A 17,240-nucleotide genomic window follows, 5' to 3' on the forward strand; every position below is an offset into this window, starting at 1 on the left:
CCATGGCGCGAACGCTTGTGCATGTCGGCTTCGGCAATATGATCGTGGCCGAACGGATCGTGGCGATCATACAACCCGCCTCTTCTCCCGTCAAAAGGCTCAAGGAAGAGGCGCGCGCGGCCGGACGTCTGATCGACGCCACGAAAGGGCGCAAAACAAGAGCGATCATCGTGACGGACAGCAACCACGTCCTGCTTTCGGCCATCCAGCCGGAAACCATCGTCAACCGTATTTCAGAAGGGGACAGCGCCGATGACGAAGAATAGAAAGGGCACGCTGTTTGTCCTTTCCGGACCCAGCGGCGCCGGAAAAGGCACGATCCGTGCCAGAGTTTTCGAGGCGCTTGACGGATTGAGCTATTCCGTTTCCTGTACCACCCGTGCTCCGCGCGAGGGAGAACGGGACGGCGTAGACTATCGTTTCATCACGCCGGACGACTTTGCGGCGCATATCGCGGCGGGAGACTTCCTGGAATGGGCCGACGTGCATCGTCACCGCTACGGAACTCTGAAAAGCGATGTGGAAAAAGTCTTGAACGAAGGCAAGGACATGTTTCTGGAGATCGATGTGCAGGGAGCGCTTCAGGTCAAGAAAAAAATGCCCGAAGCCGTGACTCTTTTCGTTGTGCCGCCGTCCATCGAAGTCCTTGAAGAACGTCTCAGAGGGCGGCATACCGAAGGCGAAGCCGAGCTGCGGCTTCGCCTTCGGAACGCCGTCGAAGAAATGAAACAGCGGGACCGCTACGATTTCGTGGTGGTCAACGATTCCCTGGACGAAGCGGTGGAGCGCGTGTGCCGTTTCGTGGAGCAGCGCCGTCAGGCTCTTTAAGGAGAGGTAAAATGAATTTTCATAATCTGGATAAAATTATGGACAACGTGAACGTGCACAACAAGTATCTTCTCACGGCGGTCATCGCGCAGAGGGCGCGTCAGATCAGCGAAGTGAAGGGTGTCAACGGGATCCTTGAGAAACATCCCGGCGAAAAGGCCATCTCTTTGGCGCTGTGCGACATGGAAGATGGAAACGTCAGCGTACAGCTGCAGACCGAAACGATCCCCGACGCCATCGAGAACGAGTTGGAGTCGGAAGCGGCGTTCGAAGAAGAACAGAAGAATCTGGAGCGCGCCGCGGAGAAAAAAAGTTCCGAAGCTGCCGACGGCCGTCGGAAATAAAAGCGGTCTCGGGCTCGGAGCATGCTTCAACTGCAGGTTTTGATCCCCGGGCCATGGTGGCATGAACTGACGTATCAAACAGACCGCGACGTGCCGCCCGGCGCGCGAGTGCTCGTTCCCATGGGGCAAGGCGTCCGTGTCGGCCTTGCGGCGGGAAGGACGCAGTCCGCGGCGTCGATCCCGCTGAAAAACGTTCTGCGGGTCTTCGACGCGCAGCCGGTGCTGAACCGTCCTTATCTGCAGGCCGTACGTGAAATTGCCCGGGCCTTTTTGTGTTCGCCGTCGGAAATCCTGCGGCTGCTGATGCCGGCGTCGTTTTGGCGGGGAGAGCCCTTCGTGCCGTACGGAGAGAGCGAAAAAATCCCGTTCTCATTTGAATTCTGTTATCGTTACGACGCTGAAGAGCGCTGGCGGCTCTATCGCGAAAAGATCCTCGCCTGCCGTCGCGGCGTGCTGGCGCTCTTTCCGGAACGAGAGCAGGCGCAAAGATTTTACAAAAGTCTGGTCGGCGCGATCCCAAAGGACCGCCTGATCCTGTGGCCGGCGTCGGGCGCTCAGGCGGCGACGAAGAGCTGGCGCCGGGCCCTGTCCCGCGACGACGCCGTGATCGTCGGCGGTCCGGGAGCGGCAGCTGCGCCGCTTGCCGCGCCGGAACTGTTCGTCGTCGACGAAGAAGCGAATCCATCCTGGCGCAGCAAAAAACGTCCGCCGTTCTCGCTGAAGAGCTTTGCCGCGGCCCGCGCCCGCGCCTCCGGCGGCTGTCTTGTCGTGGGGGGGCGGATCCCGTCGTCGCGGGTGTTCAAAAACTTCCGCCCGGCCGAGCGGAAAACGCCGGCGCGGGCTGTCGCGCGCATCCTTGACCTCCACGGCGCTTCGCTTCTTCCGTTCAGGGGAGTGCAGTTCCCGCTGCCTCTTTCCGACGTGCTTGTGACGGAAACGCTGCGGCATGCGGCCGACAAGCGCGTCGTTTTTTGGCTTCTGGACCGGCGCGGCGTGAGCGGCGAACTGCAGTGCGCCGATTGCGGCCAAACGGTGCAGTGCCCGCGTTGCGGCGCCGCCATGGTTTTTGAGCGGGACGAGATGCGCTGTCCTCTCTGCGGCGCCAGGGCGGGCGTTCCCGAAGTCTGTCCGCAGTGCGGCGGGCGGATGTTCCAGGGCACCTCTCCCGGTCTGGAAGCGCTTCGGCCGATGGCGCAGAATCTTTTGGGCGCCAGTCCCGTGTGCCTGTGGCACGCCGAGAATCCTGCGAACCTGACCGACGGGCGCCGCCGGCTTGCCGAACTGAAGCAAAAAGGCGGGCTTTTGCTCGGCTCGCGGCGAGCGCTGAGCCTGCTTGACGAGCTGCATCCCGTTTTGATCGGCTGGCTGGACGCGGACGCCGAAGCTCGTCAGCCCGAATATGCGTCGCGCTTTTCCGCGTTTTCCATGTTCGAGGAATCCCTGTGGCGGGGACAGGGGACGCGCACAGTCCTGTTTCAGACGCGCCGCCCCGGACAGGCGGTTCTCAAATCTCTTCAGGCCGGCTGGAGCTATTTCTGGCGGGAGGAATTGGCGGAAAGAAGCGCCTTCTCTTTTCCCCCCTATTCGCACCTGGTCAGAATGGAGCTGCCGAAAGGCTGGAAAGAGAAGGACGACTTTGTCTTCGGACTTGACGAAGCCGGTTTTACGACCATGCAGTCCGATGCGGCCGGCGCGGCGCTGACCGTTTTTACCGCGCGCATGGCGCCGTTGCGGCGTTATCTTGAAAAATATTTCACCATCCGGAGTTCCCGCCGAGGTTTCCCCAGCGTCGAAGTTTGCTCGGACTGACGGAAAATCCGCTCGCATGAAGGAGTTATGCAATGGCAATAGTGTCGATCGTCGGACGTCCCAACGTAGGGAAGTCATCGCTGTTCAACAGGATCATCGGCGAACGCCGGGCTATCGTCGACGATATGCCGGGCGTTACGCGCGACCGTTTGTATGGCTGCGTGCAATGGCAGGATAAAAGTTTTTACGTGGTCGATACCGGCGGTCTGCTGCTGAAAGACAAAGACCCGATCATGGAGAGCATGAAAGATCAGATATTCCAGGCCATCGAAGAGAGCGACGTCGTGATCTTCATGATCGACGGCAGTCAGGGCGTCACCTGGATGGACAAAGACGTGGCGCAGGTGCTTCGTTCTCATTCTTCGATGGTCATTCTCGCGGTCAATAAAATAGACGACTTCAGTCACGAGGACGACGTCGTCGAAGCCTACTCGCTTGGCTTCGAAAAAGTCGTCGGGGTCAGCGCGCTTCATGACCGCGGCGTTGACGAGCTTTTGGACCAGATCGTGCAGATGCTGGGCGATAAAGGAGACGCGCAGGGGGCGGAAGAAGGCGTCATCAACGTGGCGCTCGTCGGCCGTCCCAACGTGGGCAAGTCGAGCATCCTCAACGCGCTGACGGGCAGCCGGCGGTCGCTGGTCAGCGACATCCCGGGAACGACCCGCGATTCGATCGACGCCGTGCTCGAGTATAAGGGAGAACGCTTCCGCATTGTCGATACGGCCGGTCTGCGCCGCAAAAGCCGGGTCAAGGACGACATCGAGTTTTATTCGACGGTGCGGGCCATGGACGCGGTCGACCAGTGCGACGTGGCCGTCTTCGTGATGGACGCGCGGGAACTGGCGACGGAGCAGGATCAGCGTCTGGTGGGGGAGATCCTCGCCCGCGGCAAGGGCGTCGTCCTCGTGGTCAACAAATGGGACTTGCTGTCGAACACGCCGGAGACCGGCGACGAAGTGAACGGGAAACTCCGCGAGGAGTTCCGCTTCGTCAGCCATGCGCCGGTGCTTTTTACGTCGGCCGTTTCCGGGCGCCGTCTGCACCGGCTGCTCGATCTGGTCAGCCGGGTGCACAAGCGCCGCCAATCCAGATTCAGCACGACGGTATTGAACCGCATTATCCGCGACATGCTGGCTTTTGACCGTCTGCCGACGGACGGCACGGGACGCCGGCTGCGGATCTATTACTGCACGCAGAGCGCCGCGGTACCGCCGACGTTCATCTTCTTCGTCAACGACACTTCGATCGTGACGAAGAGCTTTGAGAACCATCTGTCAAGAAAAATCCGCGAAGCGGGAGATTTTGCCGGCGTTCCGCTGCGTCTTTTTTGGCGTTCCAGCCATGGAAGCAACGAAAAGGCTTGACCTTTCAGTGACATTGCGTTTAGAATAAGGGCGTCTCATTATGAGGCGTCCTTTTCATGCAGGCTTTTCGTATTGATAATTTAAGGAGGCAGAGAAAAATGACAAAGAACGATCTGATCAACGAAGTTGCCGCAAATGCTGGAATGAGCAAGAAGGCGGCGGGCGAAGCGATTTCGGCTACTTTCGCTGCGATCGAGAAGGCCCTTGCCAAGGGAGACAGGGTTCAGCTGGTTGGTTTCGGCACATTCGAAGTCCGCAAGCGTGCCGCCCGCGTGGGGCGCAATCCCCAGGATCCCAAGAAGACGATCCAGATTCCCGCCAAGAAGGTGCCCGTTTTCCGCGCCGGCAAAGGCCTCAAAGACCAGGTCAACTAATTCTTCATGGTTTCGGAAACAGCGTGCATGGATTTTGCATGAGTTTTTCTAAAGAAGGGCGCTCAGTGAAAACTGAGCGCCCTTCTGCGTTTATGCCCGTCCAGACGGTGCGGTGCCCGCGAGGACGGCGCTTCTGGATAGTAAATTAATGTTTGTTCATGTTTTGTTTGCAATAAAAGTGTCATTGACGATGCCGAAATATTTGTGTAAGGTCTAAACGGCAAGTGGAATTGATTTTTTTTTGCTAAAATTTATGTATCGGAGGAGATAACAATGAAAAAGTTCGTTACGTCTCTGCTGGCTGCGGCGTTGTTTGCGGGGGCCGTGTCCGCCATGGCGGCGGAGTCGGCGAAGTTCCACATCGGCGTCTGCACGGGCACGGTTTCTCAGACCGAGGACGATCTTCGCGGCGCGGAAGAGCTGATCAAACGTTACGGCGACGTCGCCGACGGCGGCATGATCAAGCACATCACCTACCCCGACAACTTCATGACCGAGCAGGAAACGACGATCTCCCAGATCGCTTCGTTCGCCGACGATCCGCTGATGAAGGCCGTTATCGTCAACCAGGCCATCCCGGGCACGACCGAGGCGTTCCGCCGTATTCGCGAGACGCGCCCCGACATCCTGCTGTTTGCCGGGCAGAACCACGAGGATCCCGGCGTCATCTCTCCCACGTCCGACCTTGTCACTCACGCCGGAGATCTCGCCCGCGGCTATCTGATCATCCTCGCCGCCCACAAGCTGGGCTGCACCGATTTCGTCCATATCTCCTTCCCCCGCCACATGAGCTATGAGCTTCTCTCCCGTCGCGCCAAGATCATGGAGGCCGCCTGCAACGACTTGGGCATGAAATACCATTTCGAAACGGCTCCCGATCCCACCAGCGACGTCGGCGTGGCCGGCGCGCAGCAGTTCATCCTCGAGAAAGTTCCGCATTGGATCGAGAAGTACGGCCCGATGGCGGCTTTTTTCTGCACCAACGATGCGCATACCGAACCCCTGCTGAAGAGGATCGCCGAGGGGAAAGGCGGCTATTTCATCGAAGCGGACATGCCTTCGCCGCTGATGGGCTACCCCGGCGCGCTGGGCGTTGAACTTTCCGACGTGGCGGGCGATTTCCCCGCGATCCTCAAGCGAGTCGAGGACGCCGTGATCAAGGCGGGCGGTTCCGGACGCATGGGCACCTGGGCTTACTCTTACGGATTCACCAACACTTTGGCGCTGGGCGAGTACGCCAAGAGCTGCATCGAAAAGGACGTCACGCCGAAAAACTTCCGCCGCAACTTCAAGATGGACGCTCTTCTGAAAACTTTCGACGCGGAAACTCCCGGCGCAAGCTGGAACGGGACGATCTACAAGGATGCGAGCACGGGCCTCGAGCTGAAGAACAACATCCTCGTCTATCAAGATACCTACATCTTTGGCAAGGGCTACCTCAACATGACCGGCGAGGTCATTCCCGAAAAATATCTCGACATGAAGTAAATATTTGCCGATGTTTGAGGGGCGGAGAAGCGTGCTTCTTCGCCCTTTTTTGCAAAAAATAGGGCCTTGAGCGGGCGTCCGGCGTTCTTGCCGCGTATGGGACACGGCGGAATCTTTCTTTTGTTTTCATTGCATTAAATTTGAAATGGCTGTTATTTTTAATAGAGCTGTGTATTTATTATCTTAATATTTGACAAAAAGTCTTGGATAAGTCGACGTAAGCTTTTATCTCTGGGAGAGATGCGATGCGCATATCCGACCATGTTACACCGTCATAAATTTTTAGCAGTAAATTCAACGTTTAGTTTTCGTTTTTTTACAACTGACTCGTGATTGACGGTATTTCCTTCCTCGTGTAAACTTTTCCTATGCAAGTAAGAAAAGGCGAATTTCTTCTTGCTAAAATTTATGTATGTGGAGGGGATAAGTAATGAAAAAGCTTGTTGTTGGTTTGCTGACCGCGGTGTTGTTTGCGGGGGCCGTGTCCGCCATGGCGGCGGAGCCGGCGAAGTTCCACATCGGCGTCTGCACGGGCACGGTTTCTCAGTCCGAAGACGATCTCCGCGGCGCGGAAGAGCTGATCAAGCGTTACGGCGACGTCGCCAACGGCGGCATGATCAAGCACATCACCTATCCTGACAACTTCATGACCGAGCAGGAAACGACGATTTCCCAGATCGCTTCGTTCGCCGACGATCCGTTGATGAAGGCCGTCATCGTCAACCAGGCCATCCCCGGCACGACCGAGGCGTTCCGCCGTATTCGCGAAGCCCGGCCCGACATCCTGCTGTTTGCCGGCGAGAACCACGAGGATCCCGGCGTCATCGCGCCTTCGGGAGATCTTATCATTCACTCCGACAGCATCGCCCGTGGTTATCTGATCATCCTCGCCGCCCACAAGCTGGGCTGCACCGATTTCGTCCATATTTCCTTCCCGCGTCATATGAGCTATGAGCTCATGTCCCGCCGCGCCAAGATCATGGAAGCCACGTGCAACGATTTGGGCATGAAATATCACTTCGAGAGCGCTCCCGATCCCACCAGCGACGTCGGCGTGGCCGGCGCGCAGCAGTTCATCCTCGAGCACGTTCCGCAGTGGCTTGACAAGTACGGCCCCAATACCGCGTTCTTCTGCACCAACGACGCCGAGACCGAGCCTCTGTTGAAGAGGATCGCCGAGAGCAAGGGTTTCTTCATTGAAGCCGACCTTCCCTCTCCGCTGATGGGCTATCCCGGCGCGCTGGGCGTCGAGCTCTCTGACGTGGCGGGCGATTTCCCCGCGATCTTGAAGAGAGTGGAAGACGCCGTTGTCGCCAAGGGCGGCGCCGGACGCATGGGCACGTGGGCGTACTCCTACGGGTTTACGACGACCCTTGCTCTTGGCGAATATGCCAAGTCCTGCATCGAAAAGGATGTGACGCCCAAGAATTTCCGCCGCAACTTCAAGCGCGAAGATCTCCTTGCCGCCTATAACGGCGCCACGCCGGGCGCAAAGTGGAACGGCACCGTCTATATGGACGCCAACACCGGGCTCGAGCTGAAGAACAACATCCTTGTCTATCAGGATACTTATATTTTCGGCAAGGGCTATCTCAACATGACCGACGAGGTCGTTCCCGAAAAGTATCTGCAGCTGAAATAGCGCATGAAACTCTAGGCAGAAAAAGGAGCGGGGGAGTAATTTTCGACCTCCCCCCGCTCTTTTTTTTAAGCGATCGTCCGGTACTTATACTAATTCTTGATGAAAGTATTGGCATAGTTTTCGGGGGCGCTGCGGGGGAGTTCAGTCGCTCAGAACTCCCTCGACTGCTGCGCGGTCTGCGCAGCTCGCTTTGTGAATCTCCCCCGCAGCGCTCTTGCGTTCGGTTTTTTAATTGAGAAATAGTATCAAAGGTAATAGATCAATTTCTGACCGCTTGGAACGGCGGTTTATCTGGTAAAGGAGGTACTCGTCCATGGGAGGAGAACCTTTGCTTCGTGTGGAACAAATAGGCAAAGCCTATTTCGGGAATCGAGTTCTTAAGAATATTTCATTCAGCCTGGCCAAGGGACGGATCCTTGGTCTGGTGGGGGAGAACGGCGCGGGGAAGTCGACGCTGATGAACATTCTCTTCGGCATGAATGTGATCGCCGAGACGGGAGGCTACGAGGGCAAATTCTACATCAGCGGCAAGGAAGCCGATTTCCACAGCCCGAACGATGCGCTGGAAGCCGGCATCGGCATGGTCCATCAGGAATTTTCGCTGATCCCCGGCTTTTCGGTCACGGAAAATATCGTTCTCAATCGCGAGTCCCTCGTTTACAATCCCTTGGTTGAAGCTTTCGGCGACCGTCTGAAGACGCTGAATCGCGCCGACATGAAACTTCGCGCGACCGAGGCGATCAAAAAGCTGAATTTCTCGCTCGACGGCGAGACGCTCATTTCCGAACTTCCCGTCGGGCACAAAGAGTTTACCGAAATCGCCCGCGAGATCGACAAGAGCAAGACGCAGCTTCTGGTTCTCGACGAGCCCACGGCGGTCTTGACCGAGAGCGAAGCGGAGATCCTGCTCGACTCGATGCGCCGGCTGGCCAAAAACGGCATCGCCATCATCTTCATCTCGCACCGTCTGCGCGAGGTCATGGAAGTCTGCGACGACATCGTCGTCCTGCGCGACGGAGAAGTGGTGCTGACGACGGAGCCGTCGAAAACGACCGTGCGCGAGATCGCCAGCAGCATGGTGGGACGCAACATCGAAAAGGCGGCCCAGGGCGACGCGGAAGAGCGCAAGTTTGGGCGGGAGATCCTGAAGGTTCGTAATCTGTGGGTCGATATGCCCGGCGAAACGGTGCGCGACGTCAATCTCGACATCAAGGAAGGCGAGATCTTCGGCATCGGCGGTCTGGCCGGACAGGGCAAACTTGGCATCTCGAACGGCATTATGGGACTTTATGCGTCCGGAGGGGCGGTGGAATTCGACAGCAAGGCCGTACAGTTGAACGACCCGACCTCGCCCTTGTCGATGGGAATCTCCTCGGTTTCCGAGGATCGCCGCGGCGTCGGGTTGCTGCTCGACGAATCGATCGCGTGGAATATCATCTTTACGTCGTTGCAGAATCAGAAACGTTTTCTCAAACCGTCGTGCGGCGGTTTGGTGAAGGTTCGCGACGACAGCGCCATTTTGGATTGCGCCAGAAAGTACATTCAGGAGCTGGAGATCAAGTGCGTCAGCCCGAAACAGCGCGTGCGCGAGCTCTCCGGCGGAAATCAGCAGAAGATCTGCCTGGCCAAAGCTTTCGAGACGCATCCCCGACTGCTTTTCGTTTCGGAACCGACGCGCGGCATCGACGTCGGCGCGAAAAAAGTCGTGCTCGATACGTTGAAGAAGTACAACCGCGAACTCGGCATGACCATCGTGATGATCTCTTCCGAACTGGAAGAGCTGCGTTCGATCTGTGACCGCATCGCGATTATCGACAAGGGAACGGTTGTCGGCATCAAGCCCGCTTCCGCTTCTTCGGAGGAGTTTGGCTATCTGATGCTCGGTACCAGCGAGGAGGCTGCGAATCAATGAAAGACATCAAGAATTTTATTGAGGACGTTGGCTGGCCGCGAATCCTCATCGCGTTGTTCCTGCTCTCGTTGTTCGTGCTTGCGCCTTTTGTCGGCGTGCGTCTCGACGCGTCGATCAACGACACTTTGGTGCGCTTCGGCATGAACGGCGTCATGGTGCTGGCCATGGTGCCGATGGTCCAGTCGGGCTGCGGCCTCAATTTCGGTCTGCCGCTCGGCATTATCGCCGGGCTGCTGGGCGCCGTGACGAGCGTTGAGCTCGAAGTCACCGGACTGCCGGGCATCCTCACCGCCATGCTGATCGCCACGCCCATCGCCGTGATCCTCGGTTGGTGCTACGGGCTTCTGCTCAACAAGGTCAAAGGCAGCGAGATGATGATCGCCACCTACGTGGGCTTTTCGTCCGTCGCTTTGATGTGCATCATGTGGCTGGTATTGCCTTACAAGAGCCCGAACATGGTCTGGGGCTACGCCGGCAAGGGACTGCGCACGACCATTTCCATCGAAGCTTTCTGGCAGAACGCCATCAGCAGCATCGGCGCGTTTCGCATCAACGAGTTCCTGGCGTTTCCCACGGGAATGTTCCTCTTCTTCCTGCTGCTCTGCGCTCTGATGTCCCTTTTCATGAGGACCCGCACGGGGACGGCCATGACCATCGTCGGTTCCAATCCCGATTACGCCCGTGCCAGCGGCGTGAACATCGACAAGATGCGCACGCTGTCGGTCATCCTTTCCACATGGCTGGGCGCGATCGGCATCATCATGTACGAACAGTGCTTCGGTTTCGTTCAGCTCTACATGGGGCCTTTCTACATGGCGTTTCCGGCCGTGGCCGCGATCCTGATCGGCGGCGCGTCCGTGAAAAAAGCCAATATCGTCAACGTGATCGTGGGAACGATCCTGTTCCAGGGGATCCTGACGATGACGCCGTCGGTCATCAACAGCATGATCCAGACCGATATGTCTGAAGTCATTCGTATTATTGTGTCGAATGGCATGATTCTGTATGCTCTGACTCGTGTGACGAAGGTGAGATCCTGATGAACAATACGAATAAAATCAAAATGTTCCTTATCAGGAACGCGGTGCCCATTGTCTTTCTCGTCGTGAGCGCCATTGCGATTCCCATTTCCCGGTTCTCGCTCGATTATCTGGTTCAGGAGATGCTGATCCGCCTGTCGCGCAACTCGTTCCTCGTCCTCTCGCTGCTCGTTCCTATCATGGCGGGGATGGGGCTGAACTTCGGCATGGTCCTGGGAGCCATGGCGGGACAGCTCGGGCTGATCTTCGTCAGCGACTGGAACGTTGTCGGTTTGAACGGCATGGTGCTCGCGGCGATCATCGCCACGCCGCTGGCGATCTTTTTCGGCTGGATCTGCGGCGTTGTCCTGAACAAGGCCCGCGGGCGCGAAATGGTCACGTCGTATATCCTGGGATTCTTCATGAACGGCGTGTACCAGCTGGCGGTCCTTTACGGATTCGGCAGCATCGTGCCGATCACGAACAGCAAGCTGGTGCTGTCGAGAGGATACGGGATCAGAAACACGATCAACCTCGACAACATCCGCCGCTGCCTTGACGACTTGATCCCGCTTGAGATCCTTGGGATCCAGATCCCCGTCGCGACGTTTGTCGTCATTGGCTTCTTCTGCCTGTTCATCGTCTGGTTCCGCAAAACCAAGCTGGGACAGGACATGCGCGCGACCGGACAGGATATGGCCGTGGCCGATTCGGCGGGCATCCCCGTGCTTCGCACCCGCGTTATTTCCATCGTGATCTCGACGGTGCTGGCCTGTTACGGACAGATCATCTTCCTGCAGAACGTCGGTACGATGAACACCTATAACAGCCACGAACAGGCCGGCGTGTTCGCCATCGCCTCGCTGCTGGTCGGCGGCGCGAGCGTCAGCCGCGCTTCGATCCTCAACGTGTTCGTCGGCGTGATCCTGTTCCATCTGATGTTCGTCGTCTCGCCGATGGCCGGCAAGTATCTGACCGGCGACGCACAGATCGGCGAATTTTTCCGCGTCTTTGTGTCGTACGGCATCATTTCGCTGGCGCTGGTGCTCCATGCCTGGAGACGGCACGCCGATCGTGAGATTGCCCGCGCGCAGTTCCGCGGTCAGAATGCGGACGGAGGCACGAAATGAAGATGAAAAGAATCCTCGTAAACCTTGCGATTGTTTTGATTTTTACGGCGCTGGGCTGGTATTGCTACGATCGCGGCAAAGCCTATGATTTTCTTGTCGAGAACACGGCCTATACCGGGGACGGCCAGGTGATCGAGTCGATGGAGGCCGTTCAGGTCTCGATCGATTCCAGGGAGGGGAAGATCCTTTATGCCGACGACCGCGATCAGGCCGTTGCGATCGGCAGCGGCACGCACAAAGCCAGGATCGATGTCCTCGATATGGACGACAAACCGATCGAAGGACAGAGCCGAATTTTCACTTTCAAACTTTCCCGGCTCGGCAAGAAACCTGTTCTGAACATCCCCTTGGCGTACAAGAACGGCGATCCGGCAGCGAAATAGAGGATCTGTCGAGGGATAAAGAGAACGAGGCGCGTTTTTCATAGATAAAATACTGAAGAAACTCGATTCTCTCCTTGACAGAAACTGATCTTTGAAGTAAGTTTTACAGGCTGCTGGAAAGAAATATCCGTCCAATTTCTTTTGTGCGAAGGAGTAACATAATCAATGTCCAAGAATGTCAACAGAAAGGTCACTCCCAAGGGGAAGATCGTTCGTCGGCTCGGTGCCAACGTATTCGGCAACCCCAAGTACGATAAGCTGCTTGCCAAGAAGGCCACGCCTCCCGGAGGAGCGCCTCGTCGTCGTGCGAAGCAGTCCATTTATGGGCTTCAGCTTCAGGAGAAGCAGAAGATCCGCCTTGCCTACGGTGTGAGCGAGAAACAGCTTCGCGCCGTTTACGTCGCCGCCAAGAAGATGGATGGCGTTACCGGCAGCAACATGCTGGTCCTGCTCGAGAGCCGCTTCGACAACGTAGTCTATCGTCTCGGCTACTGCGTCACCCGTCCTCAGGCCCGTCAGCTTGTTCGCCACGGTCATTTCCTCGTGAATGGCCGCAAGGTCGATATGCCCGGCGTGCGTCTCAACCCCGGTGATGTTGTCACCGTTCGCGAGAACAGCGCCGAGATGGTGGTCCTCAAACAGAACCTCGAAGCGGCGGCAGCGGTTTCCAAGCCCGCATGGCTGACCCTCGAAGGCGGCAAGGGAACGATCGTTCGCCTGCCCGAACGGGCGGACATCCCCAACATCGCCGACGAGCAGATCGTCGTCGAGTTCTACTCCAAGTAAAAGCGTTTCGTGTTTTCAGCCCGTCCGGAGAGGACGGGCTTTTTCTGTTTCTCCCGCAGGAGACGAAGCGGCATTTGTCGCGGAGAAAATCCTCGACGCCGGCTGTTTTTTCAGCTAAAATACATCTATCGGCACAGAACATTTTTACTCTCTGGAGGCTGCGATCATGACTTATAAGATAATTCTCCTGCGTCACGGCGAGAGTCAATGGAACCGAGAGAACCGTTTCACCGGGTGGACCGATGTGCCGCTGTCGGAGAAAGGGATCGAAGAGGCGCGTTCCGCCGGGAGGCTCATGAGGGAAGAAGGCTTCGTGTTCGACAAAGCCTACACGTCCTGCCTCAAGCGTGCCATCAAAACGCTGTGGCTCGCCCTGGAAGAGCTCGACCAGATGTGGATCCCGGTCGTCAAAGATTGGCGTCTGAACGAACGCCATTACGGCGCTTTGCAGGGATACAACAAGGCAGAAATGGCCGAAAAAGCGGGCGAGGCGCAGGTCAAGATCTGGCGCCGCAGCTATGACGTGCCGCCGCCCCCTCTGACGCGCGACGATCCCCGCTATCCCGGCAACGACCCACGGTACGTGAATCTGAGCCCGGCCGAACTGCCTTTGACCGAATGCCTGAAAGACACGGTCGCCCGCGTTCTGCCCTATTGGAACGAGGTGATCTGTCCGGAGATCGCGGCAGGGCGGCGGCTGATCGTCGCGGCGCACGGCAACAGCCTCAGGGCGCTGGTCAAATATCTGGACGGCATCGGCGACGAGGAAATCGTCGGGCTCAACATTCCCACGGGGATCCCGCTGCTCTACGAACTGGACGAGAACCTGCGCCCCGTTTCGCACCGTTATCTTGGCGATCCCGAAGCCGCGAAGGCCGCGGCGGAAGCCGTCGCCAACCAGGCCCGAAGAAAGTAATTTGTCGGCGCACGAGGACCGGAGGCAGTTTCCGGTCCTTTTTTGCGGCGCGCTGCGCGAAGCGGCGTTCTCACGACGGCCGCAGAGAGAGGAGAATCCATGCAGAATTTTTACTGGTACTTGATTTGCGCTCTCAAAGCGATTTTTTGCCGGCTGCCGCACAAAACAGCGGTCCGGCTGGGAGACGCGCTGGGAAAGGTCATGTGGCTGGTCTGCAAAAGCAGAGTCGACAAGGCGGAAGCGCGCTGCGTGCGCGCGCTGGGCGTCGGCGTCACGCCGGCGCGGCAGATCGTCCTGCGTTCCTACCGCAATATCGGCCGGGCCGTGGCGGAAACGCTGCGCCTTCCCAGGATCGCGGCGACCGTCGAACGGTATGTCGCTTTGCAGGGCGAAGAAAACCTTCGGCAGGCGCTCGCCCGCGGCCGCGGGGTCATCCTGTTGCTGGGGCATCTCGACAACTGGGAGATCGCCAACATCTGCGTGTCGAAAAAATATCCGCTCAACGTCGTCGCGGCGAATCAGCGCGATCAACGTATCACCGCCCTGCTCATGAAGCTTCGTTCGCTGGCCGGTTCGCGGAACGTGCAGAAAGGGCAGGGCCTGAAAGGCGCGATCCGCTGCCTGCGAAACGGCGAAGTGCTGTGCGTTCTTCACGATCAGGACGCCAAGGATCAGGGGCTTGTCGTCCCCTTCCTGGGACTGCCGGCCAGCACGCCGACGGGCGTGGCCCGGCTGGCCGCGAAGTTCGGCGCGGCCGTGGTGCCGACGCATATCGTGCGCAACCCCGACGGCTTTACCCATCGGGTGATTTTCGAGCCGGCGCTCGCGGAGCCCTCCAGAACCGCGTTCGGCGAAAACGAAGAAAGCTGTCTGAAAATGTGCAACGACCGCATCAGCGCCTGGATCCGCGAACATCCGGGGCAGTGGCTGCTGTGGCTCTATCCGCGCTGGGCCAGCACGGTACCGGGGGATCGCTGAAATGTATCTGGGCATCGATCCAGGACGACAGAAATTCGGCTGGGCGCTTGGCGGCGCTGAGGGCACGCTCGTGGCGTCGGGGATCGTTCCGGCGGAAGAACTCGAGGATTTTGCCCTGAGAGCCGCTCGCTCCTGCAAAGGCTGCGAAGAATGGCTGCTCGAAGGGGAACTCCCCGAAGACGGAAAGATCGCCAAAGTCTTTTGCGGCGACGGCACCGGACACGCGCGCTTTGTACAGGAACTGGAGCGCCATTTTGAAGTTGAGCTTGTCGAAGAGCTGAACACGACGTTGGAAGCGCGCCGGCTGTACTGGAACATGCACCCGCCGCGGGGGCTGAGACGGCTCGTGCCGCTTTCGCTGTTGGTGCCGCCGCGCTGTGTCGACGACCTGGCGGCGTTCTGCATCCTGCGTCGGGCGCTTGCTGCCGGCGCGATCGAATAAGTGGGGGATGAAGAGTGGGTAAAGACAACAGAGGCATCCGCATCTTTCTGGAAGAGTTCGTTTTGTGTTACGCCGTGATCAAATGGACGGCGTTGGCCGTACTGTCGGGGCTTGTCGTCGGCGGCGCGGTCAGCCTGTTCGTGGAGCTGCTCGAGTTCTCCATCGGCGTTGCGGGGAAACTGACGGGAATCTGGCATTACGCCATCCTGCCGCTGGGGCTTGCCGCCAGCGCCCTGATGGTTCATTATCTGGCCCCGGACGCCAGCGGGCACGGTACCGAAAAAGTCGTCGAGGCCGTTCACGAGCGGGCCGGGCAGATCGACGTCAAGGTCGTACCGGTGAAAATGATCACTACGATCGTCACGGTCGCCGCCGGCGGCTCCGCGGGCAAGGAGGGCCCGGCCACGCAGATCGCCGCCGGGCTGACTTCGACGCTGGCGAAGCTGCTGAAGTTCAACGATCTGGATAAAAAGAAGCTCGTCGTCTGCGGCGTTTCCGCCGGTTTTGCCGCCGTGTTCGGCACGCCGGTGGCCGGCGCGGTCTTCGCGCTTGAAGTCCTGTACATCGGTCAGATCTTTTACGACGTGCTGTTCGCCTCGTTCCTGAGCGGCGTCGTCGCCTGGCGCACGGCGCTGCTGCTGGGACTGAAATATTCGTTTTTCCCTGTGGCGGAGCACCTGCCGCTCTTTTCGCCGCAGAACTTCCTTTGGACCTTAGCTGCCGGCGTCTTCTTCGGCCTTGTTTCCCTGTGCTTCATCGAGATCATGAACTTCTCCGAAAAATGGTTTCATGACCTGAAAGCGCCGTTGACCGCGAAGGCTGTGATCGGTTCCGCTTTGATCCTCGCTCTGACCTGGTGCGTCGGCGATTCCTATTTCGGACTCAGCGAGGCGGGCATGGTCTCCGTGCTTCACGGCGGCCGCGTCTCCCCGTGGGCATGGCTCTGGAAGATCCTCATGACCGTACTGACGCTCTCCTGCGGCGGCAGCGGCGGCGTGGTGACGCCGATCTTCTTCATCGGCGCGTCGGCCGGCGCGGCCTTTGCCTCGTTCTTCGGGCTGAACACGATCGCCTACGCCTCCTGGGGACTGGTCGGCGTTCTGGCGGGCAGCGCCAACGCGCCGCTCGCATCGACGATCATGGCCGTCGAACTGCTGGGCGGCCAGGCCGCGCCGTTCGCCGCGGTCGTCAGCGTCACGTCGTTCATGATCGTCGGGCACCGCAGCGTCTATCCCAGCCAGCTCCTGCAGCGCTCCAAATCCTCTCTGCTCGACGTTTCCGAGAAAGGACAACGGATCGATCGGAACCTCACCGTCCCCACGCCGGAGCGTTCGCCTGTGCTGGGGCATTTATCCCTGCGCATGAAACGCAAAAAATAAGGCGGAGTACGGCGGCTGTCGAAAAAGCGCCCAACGTCTCTCGAGACGGTGACATCCGGCGCTTTTTTCAAGAAAACCGCCGGTACGGCAAGGGGTTAAACAAAGAAAGGCTGTCTCGAAATTACGGAACGGTCCTCAAATACGAATGCTGCGTTTTATTCCGCTTGTGCGCAGCACTTGAGTACTGTATGGAATCCAGCGAAGAAAAAACGAAGGGGCGCCTCGATTCTGAACTGCCCCCCAAAAGCTAGACCAGGAATCTAGGGCTTGTTTAAAAAACGTCAAAGTTGCCTAAATCGATCCAATCGCTTAAACTTTTCTCATGGAAGAGAGAAGATATGAACTGACCTCCAGCGAGTGGAATCGAATCAAGAGAATGCTGCCGCCCGAACACCCGAAATCAGGTCAACGTGGACGCCCGGCAAAATACGATAACCGCAGGATCA

The 17,240-nt window shown here is 58.3% G+C and carries 17 protein-coding genes; all 17 read left to right on the forward strand.

The genetic code is table 11. The annotated features are described in order from the left end of the window. Window positions 1-2 precede the first annotated feature (2 nt). Window positions 3-266: a DUF370 domain-containing protein gene (locus tag D7D26_RS02620; RefSeq protein ID WP_009163576.1), complete on the forward strand. Its 264-nt coding sequence runs from the start codon at window positions 3-5 to the stop codon at window positions 264-266. Then, window positions 253-828, forward strand: coding sequence for a guanylate kinase (gmk, locus tag D7D26_RS02625; RefSeq protein WP_078016148.1), 576 nt, complete (start codon window positions 253-255; stop codon window positions 826-828). Before D7D26_RS02620 ends, gmk begins: the two co-directional genes overlap by 14 nt. 11 nt (window positions 829-839) lie before the next feature. Beyond that, window positions 840-1,172 (forward strand): DNA-directed RNA polymerase subunit omega, encoded by a 333-nt coding sequence (locus D7D26_RS02630; protein ID WP_078016149.1) that lies wholly within the window; start codon window positions 840-842, stop codon window positions 1,170-1,172. 21 nt (window positions 1,173-1,193) lie between these two features. Then, entirely contained in the window at window positions 1,194-2,981 is a 1,788-nt protein-coding gene (locus D7D26_RS02635) for a primosomal protein N' family DNA-binding protein (RefSeq protein WP_120371910.1), read from the forward strand. Window positions 2,982-3,013: 32 nt separating this feature from the next. Continuing rightward, window positions 3,014-4,345, forward strand: coding sequence for a ribosome biogenesis GTPase Der (der, locus tag D7D26_RS02640; protein ID WP_078016151.1), 1,332 nt, complete (start codon window positions 3,014-3,016; stop codon window positions 4,343-4,345). A gap of 56 nt (window positions 4,346-4,401) precedes the next feature. Continuing rightward, window positions 4,402-4,719, forward strand: coding sequence for an HU family DNA-binding protein (locus D7D26_RS02645; RefSeq protein ID WP_255415964.1), 318 nt, complete (start codon window positions 4,402-4,404; stop codon window positions 4,717-4,719). A 273-nt stretch (window positions 4,720-4,992) separates the two neighbouring features. After that, complete coding sequence (locus D7D26_RS02650) at window positions 4,993-6,207, forward strand: DUF3798 domain-containing protein (protein ID WP_120371912.1); 1,215 nt, start codon at window positions 4,993-4,995, stop codon at window positions 6,205-6,207. Between the two features lie 430 nt (window positions 6,208-6,637). Next, window positions 6,638-7,849, forward strand: coding sequence for a DUF3798 domain-containing protein (locus D7D26_RS02655; RefSeq protein ID WP_120371913.1), 1,212 nt, complete (start codon window positions 6,638-6,640; stop codon window positions 7,847-7,849). A 313-nt stretch (window positions 7,850-8,162) separates the two neighbouring features. After that, the gene (locus tag D7D26_RS02660) at window positions 8,163-9,761 is read left to right on the forward strand and encodes a sugar ABC transporter ATP-binding protein (RefSeq protein WP_120371914.1); all 1,599 of its coding nucleotides are present in this window, start codon (window positions 8,163-8,165) and stop codon (window positions 9,759-9,761) included. Continuing rightward, a complete protein-coding gene (locus D7D26_RS02665; RefSeq protein ID WP_120371915.1) occupies window positions 9,758-10,801 on the forward strand; it encodes an ABC transporter permease subunit in 1,044 nt (347 codons plus the stop codon). Before D7D26_RS02660 ends, D7D26_RS02665 begins: the two co-directional genes overlap by 4 nt. Further along, on the forward strand, window positions 10,801-11,910 hold the full coding sequence (locus D7D26_RS02670) for an ABC transporter permease (RefSeq protein ID WP_120371916.1): 1,110 nt from the start codon (window positions 10,801-10,803) through the stop codon (window positions 11,908-11,910). Before D7D26_RS02665 ends, D7D26_RS02670 begins: the two co-directional genes overlap by 1 nt. Beyond that, the gene (locus D7D26_RS02675) at window positions 11,907-12,293 is read left to right on the forward strand and encodes a DUF6672 family protein (RefSeq protein WP_120371917.1); all 387 of its coding nucleotides are present in this window, start codon (window positions 11,907-11,909) and stop codon (window positions 12,291-12,293) included. The genes D7D26_RS02670 and D7D26_RS02675 overlap by 4 nt, the downstream gene beginning before the upstream one ends. A gap of 165 nt (window positions 12,294-12,458) precedes the next feature. After that, complete coding sequence (rpsD, locus tag D7D26_RS02680; protein ID WP_120371918.1) at window positions 12,459-13,079, forward strand: 30S ribosomal protein S4; 621 nt, start codon at window positions 12,459-12,461, stop codon at window positions 13,077-13,079. A gap of 166 nt (window positions 13,080-13,245) precedes the next feature. Further along, window positions 13,246-13,995 (forward strand): 2,3-diphosphoglycerate-dependent phosphoglycerate mutase, encoded by a 750-nt coding sequence (gene gpmA, locus D7D26_RS02685; protein WP_120371919.1) that lies wholly within the window; start codon window positions 13,246-13,248, stop codon window positions 13,993-13,995. A gap of 99 nt (window positions 13,996-14,094) precedes the next feature. Beyond that, entirely contained in the window at window positions 14,095-14,973 is an 879-nt protein-coding gene (locus D7D26_RS02690; protein WP_120371920.1) for a lysophospholipid acyltransferase family protein, read from the forward strand. Window position 14,974: 1 nt separating this feature from the next. Next, window positions 14,975-15,415, forward strand: a complete 441-nt coding sequence (locus tag D7D26_RS02695) for an endonuclease (protein WP_120371921.1) — start codon at window positions 14,975-14,977, stop codon at window positions 15,413-15,415. Window positions 15,416-15,429: 14 nt separating this feature from the next. Next, window positions 15,430-16,794, forward strand: a complete 1,365-nt coding sequence (locus D7D26_RS02700) for a chloride channel protein (RefSeq protein WP_120371922.1) — start codon at window positions 15,430-15,432, stop codon at window positions 16,792-16,794. Window positions 16,795-17,240: the final 446 nt, after the last annotated feature.

The organism is Pyramidobacter sp. CG50-2, assembly GCF_003612005.1.
Classification (GTDB): domain Bacteria; phylum Synergistota; class Synergistia; order Synergistales; family Dethiosulfovibrionaceae; genus Pyramidobacter.

Bases quoted from the DNA above. Each gene is read 5' to 3' on its own strand.
- D7D26_RS02620 (WP_009163576.1), top strand. From the start codon at position 3: ATGGCGCGAACGCTTGTGCATGTCGGCTTCGGCAATATGATCGTGGCC.
- gmk (WP_078016148.1), top strand. From the start codon at position 253: ATGACGAAGAATAGAAAGGGCACGCTGTTTGTCCTTTCCGGACCCAGC.
- D7D26_RS02630 (WP_078016149.1), top strand. From the start codon at position 840: ATGAATTTTCATAATCTGGATAAAATTATGGACAACGTGAACGTGCAC.
- D7D26_RS02635 (WP_120371910.1), top strand. From the start codon at position 1,194: ATGCTTCAACTGCAGGTTTTGATCCCCGGGCCATGGTGGCATGAACTG.
- der (WP_078016151.1), top strand. From the start codon at position 3,014: ATGGCAATAGTGTCGATCGTCGGACGTCCCAACGTAGGGAAGTCATCG.
- D7D26_RS02645 (WP_255415964.1), top strand. From the start codon at position 4,402: ATGCAGGCTTTTCGTATTGATAATTTAAGGAGGCAGAGAAAAATGACA.
- D7D26_RS02650 (WP_120371912.1), top strand. From the start codon at position 4,993: ATGAAAAAGTTCGTTACGTCTCTGCTGGCTGCGGCGTTGTTTGCGGGG.
- D7D26_RS02655 (WP_120371913.1), top strand. From the start codon at position 6,638: ATGAAAAAGCTTGTTGTTGGTTTGCTGACCGCGGTGTTGTTTGCGGGG.
- D7D26_RS02660 (WP_120371914.1), top strand. From the start codon at position 8,163: ATGGGAGGAGAACCTTTGCTTCGTGTGGAACAAATAGGCAAAGCCTAT.
- D7D26_RS02665 (WP_120371915.1), top strand. From the start codon at position 9,758: ATGAAAGACATCAAGAATTTTATTGAGGACGTTGGCTGGCCGCGAATC.
- D7D26_RS02670 (WP_120371916.1), top strand. From the start codon at position 10,801: ATGAACAATACGAATAAAATCAAAATGTTCCTTATCAGGAACGCGGTG.
- D7D26_RS02675 (WP_120371917.1), top strand. From the start codon at position 11,907: ATGAAGATGAAAAGAATCCTCGTAAACCTTGCGATTGTTTTGATTTTT.
- rpsD (WP_120371918.1), top strand. From the start codon at position 12,459: ATGTCCAAGAATGTCAACAGAAAGGTCACTCCCAAGGGGAAGATCGTT.
- gpmA (WP_120371919.1), top strand. From the start codon at position 13,246: ATGACTTATAAGATAATTCTCCTGCGTCACGGCGAGAGTCAATGGAAC.
- D7D26_RS02690 (WP_120371920.1), top strand. From the start codon at position 14,095: ATGCAGAATTTTTACTGGTACTTGATTTGCGCTCTCAAAGCGATTTTT.
- D7D26_RS02695 (WP_120371921.1), top strand. From the start codon at position 14,975: ATGTATCTGGGCATCGATCCAGGACGACAGAAATTCGGCTGGGCGCTT.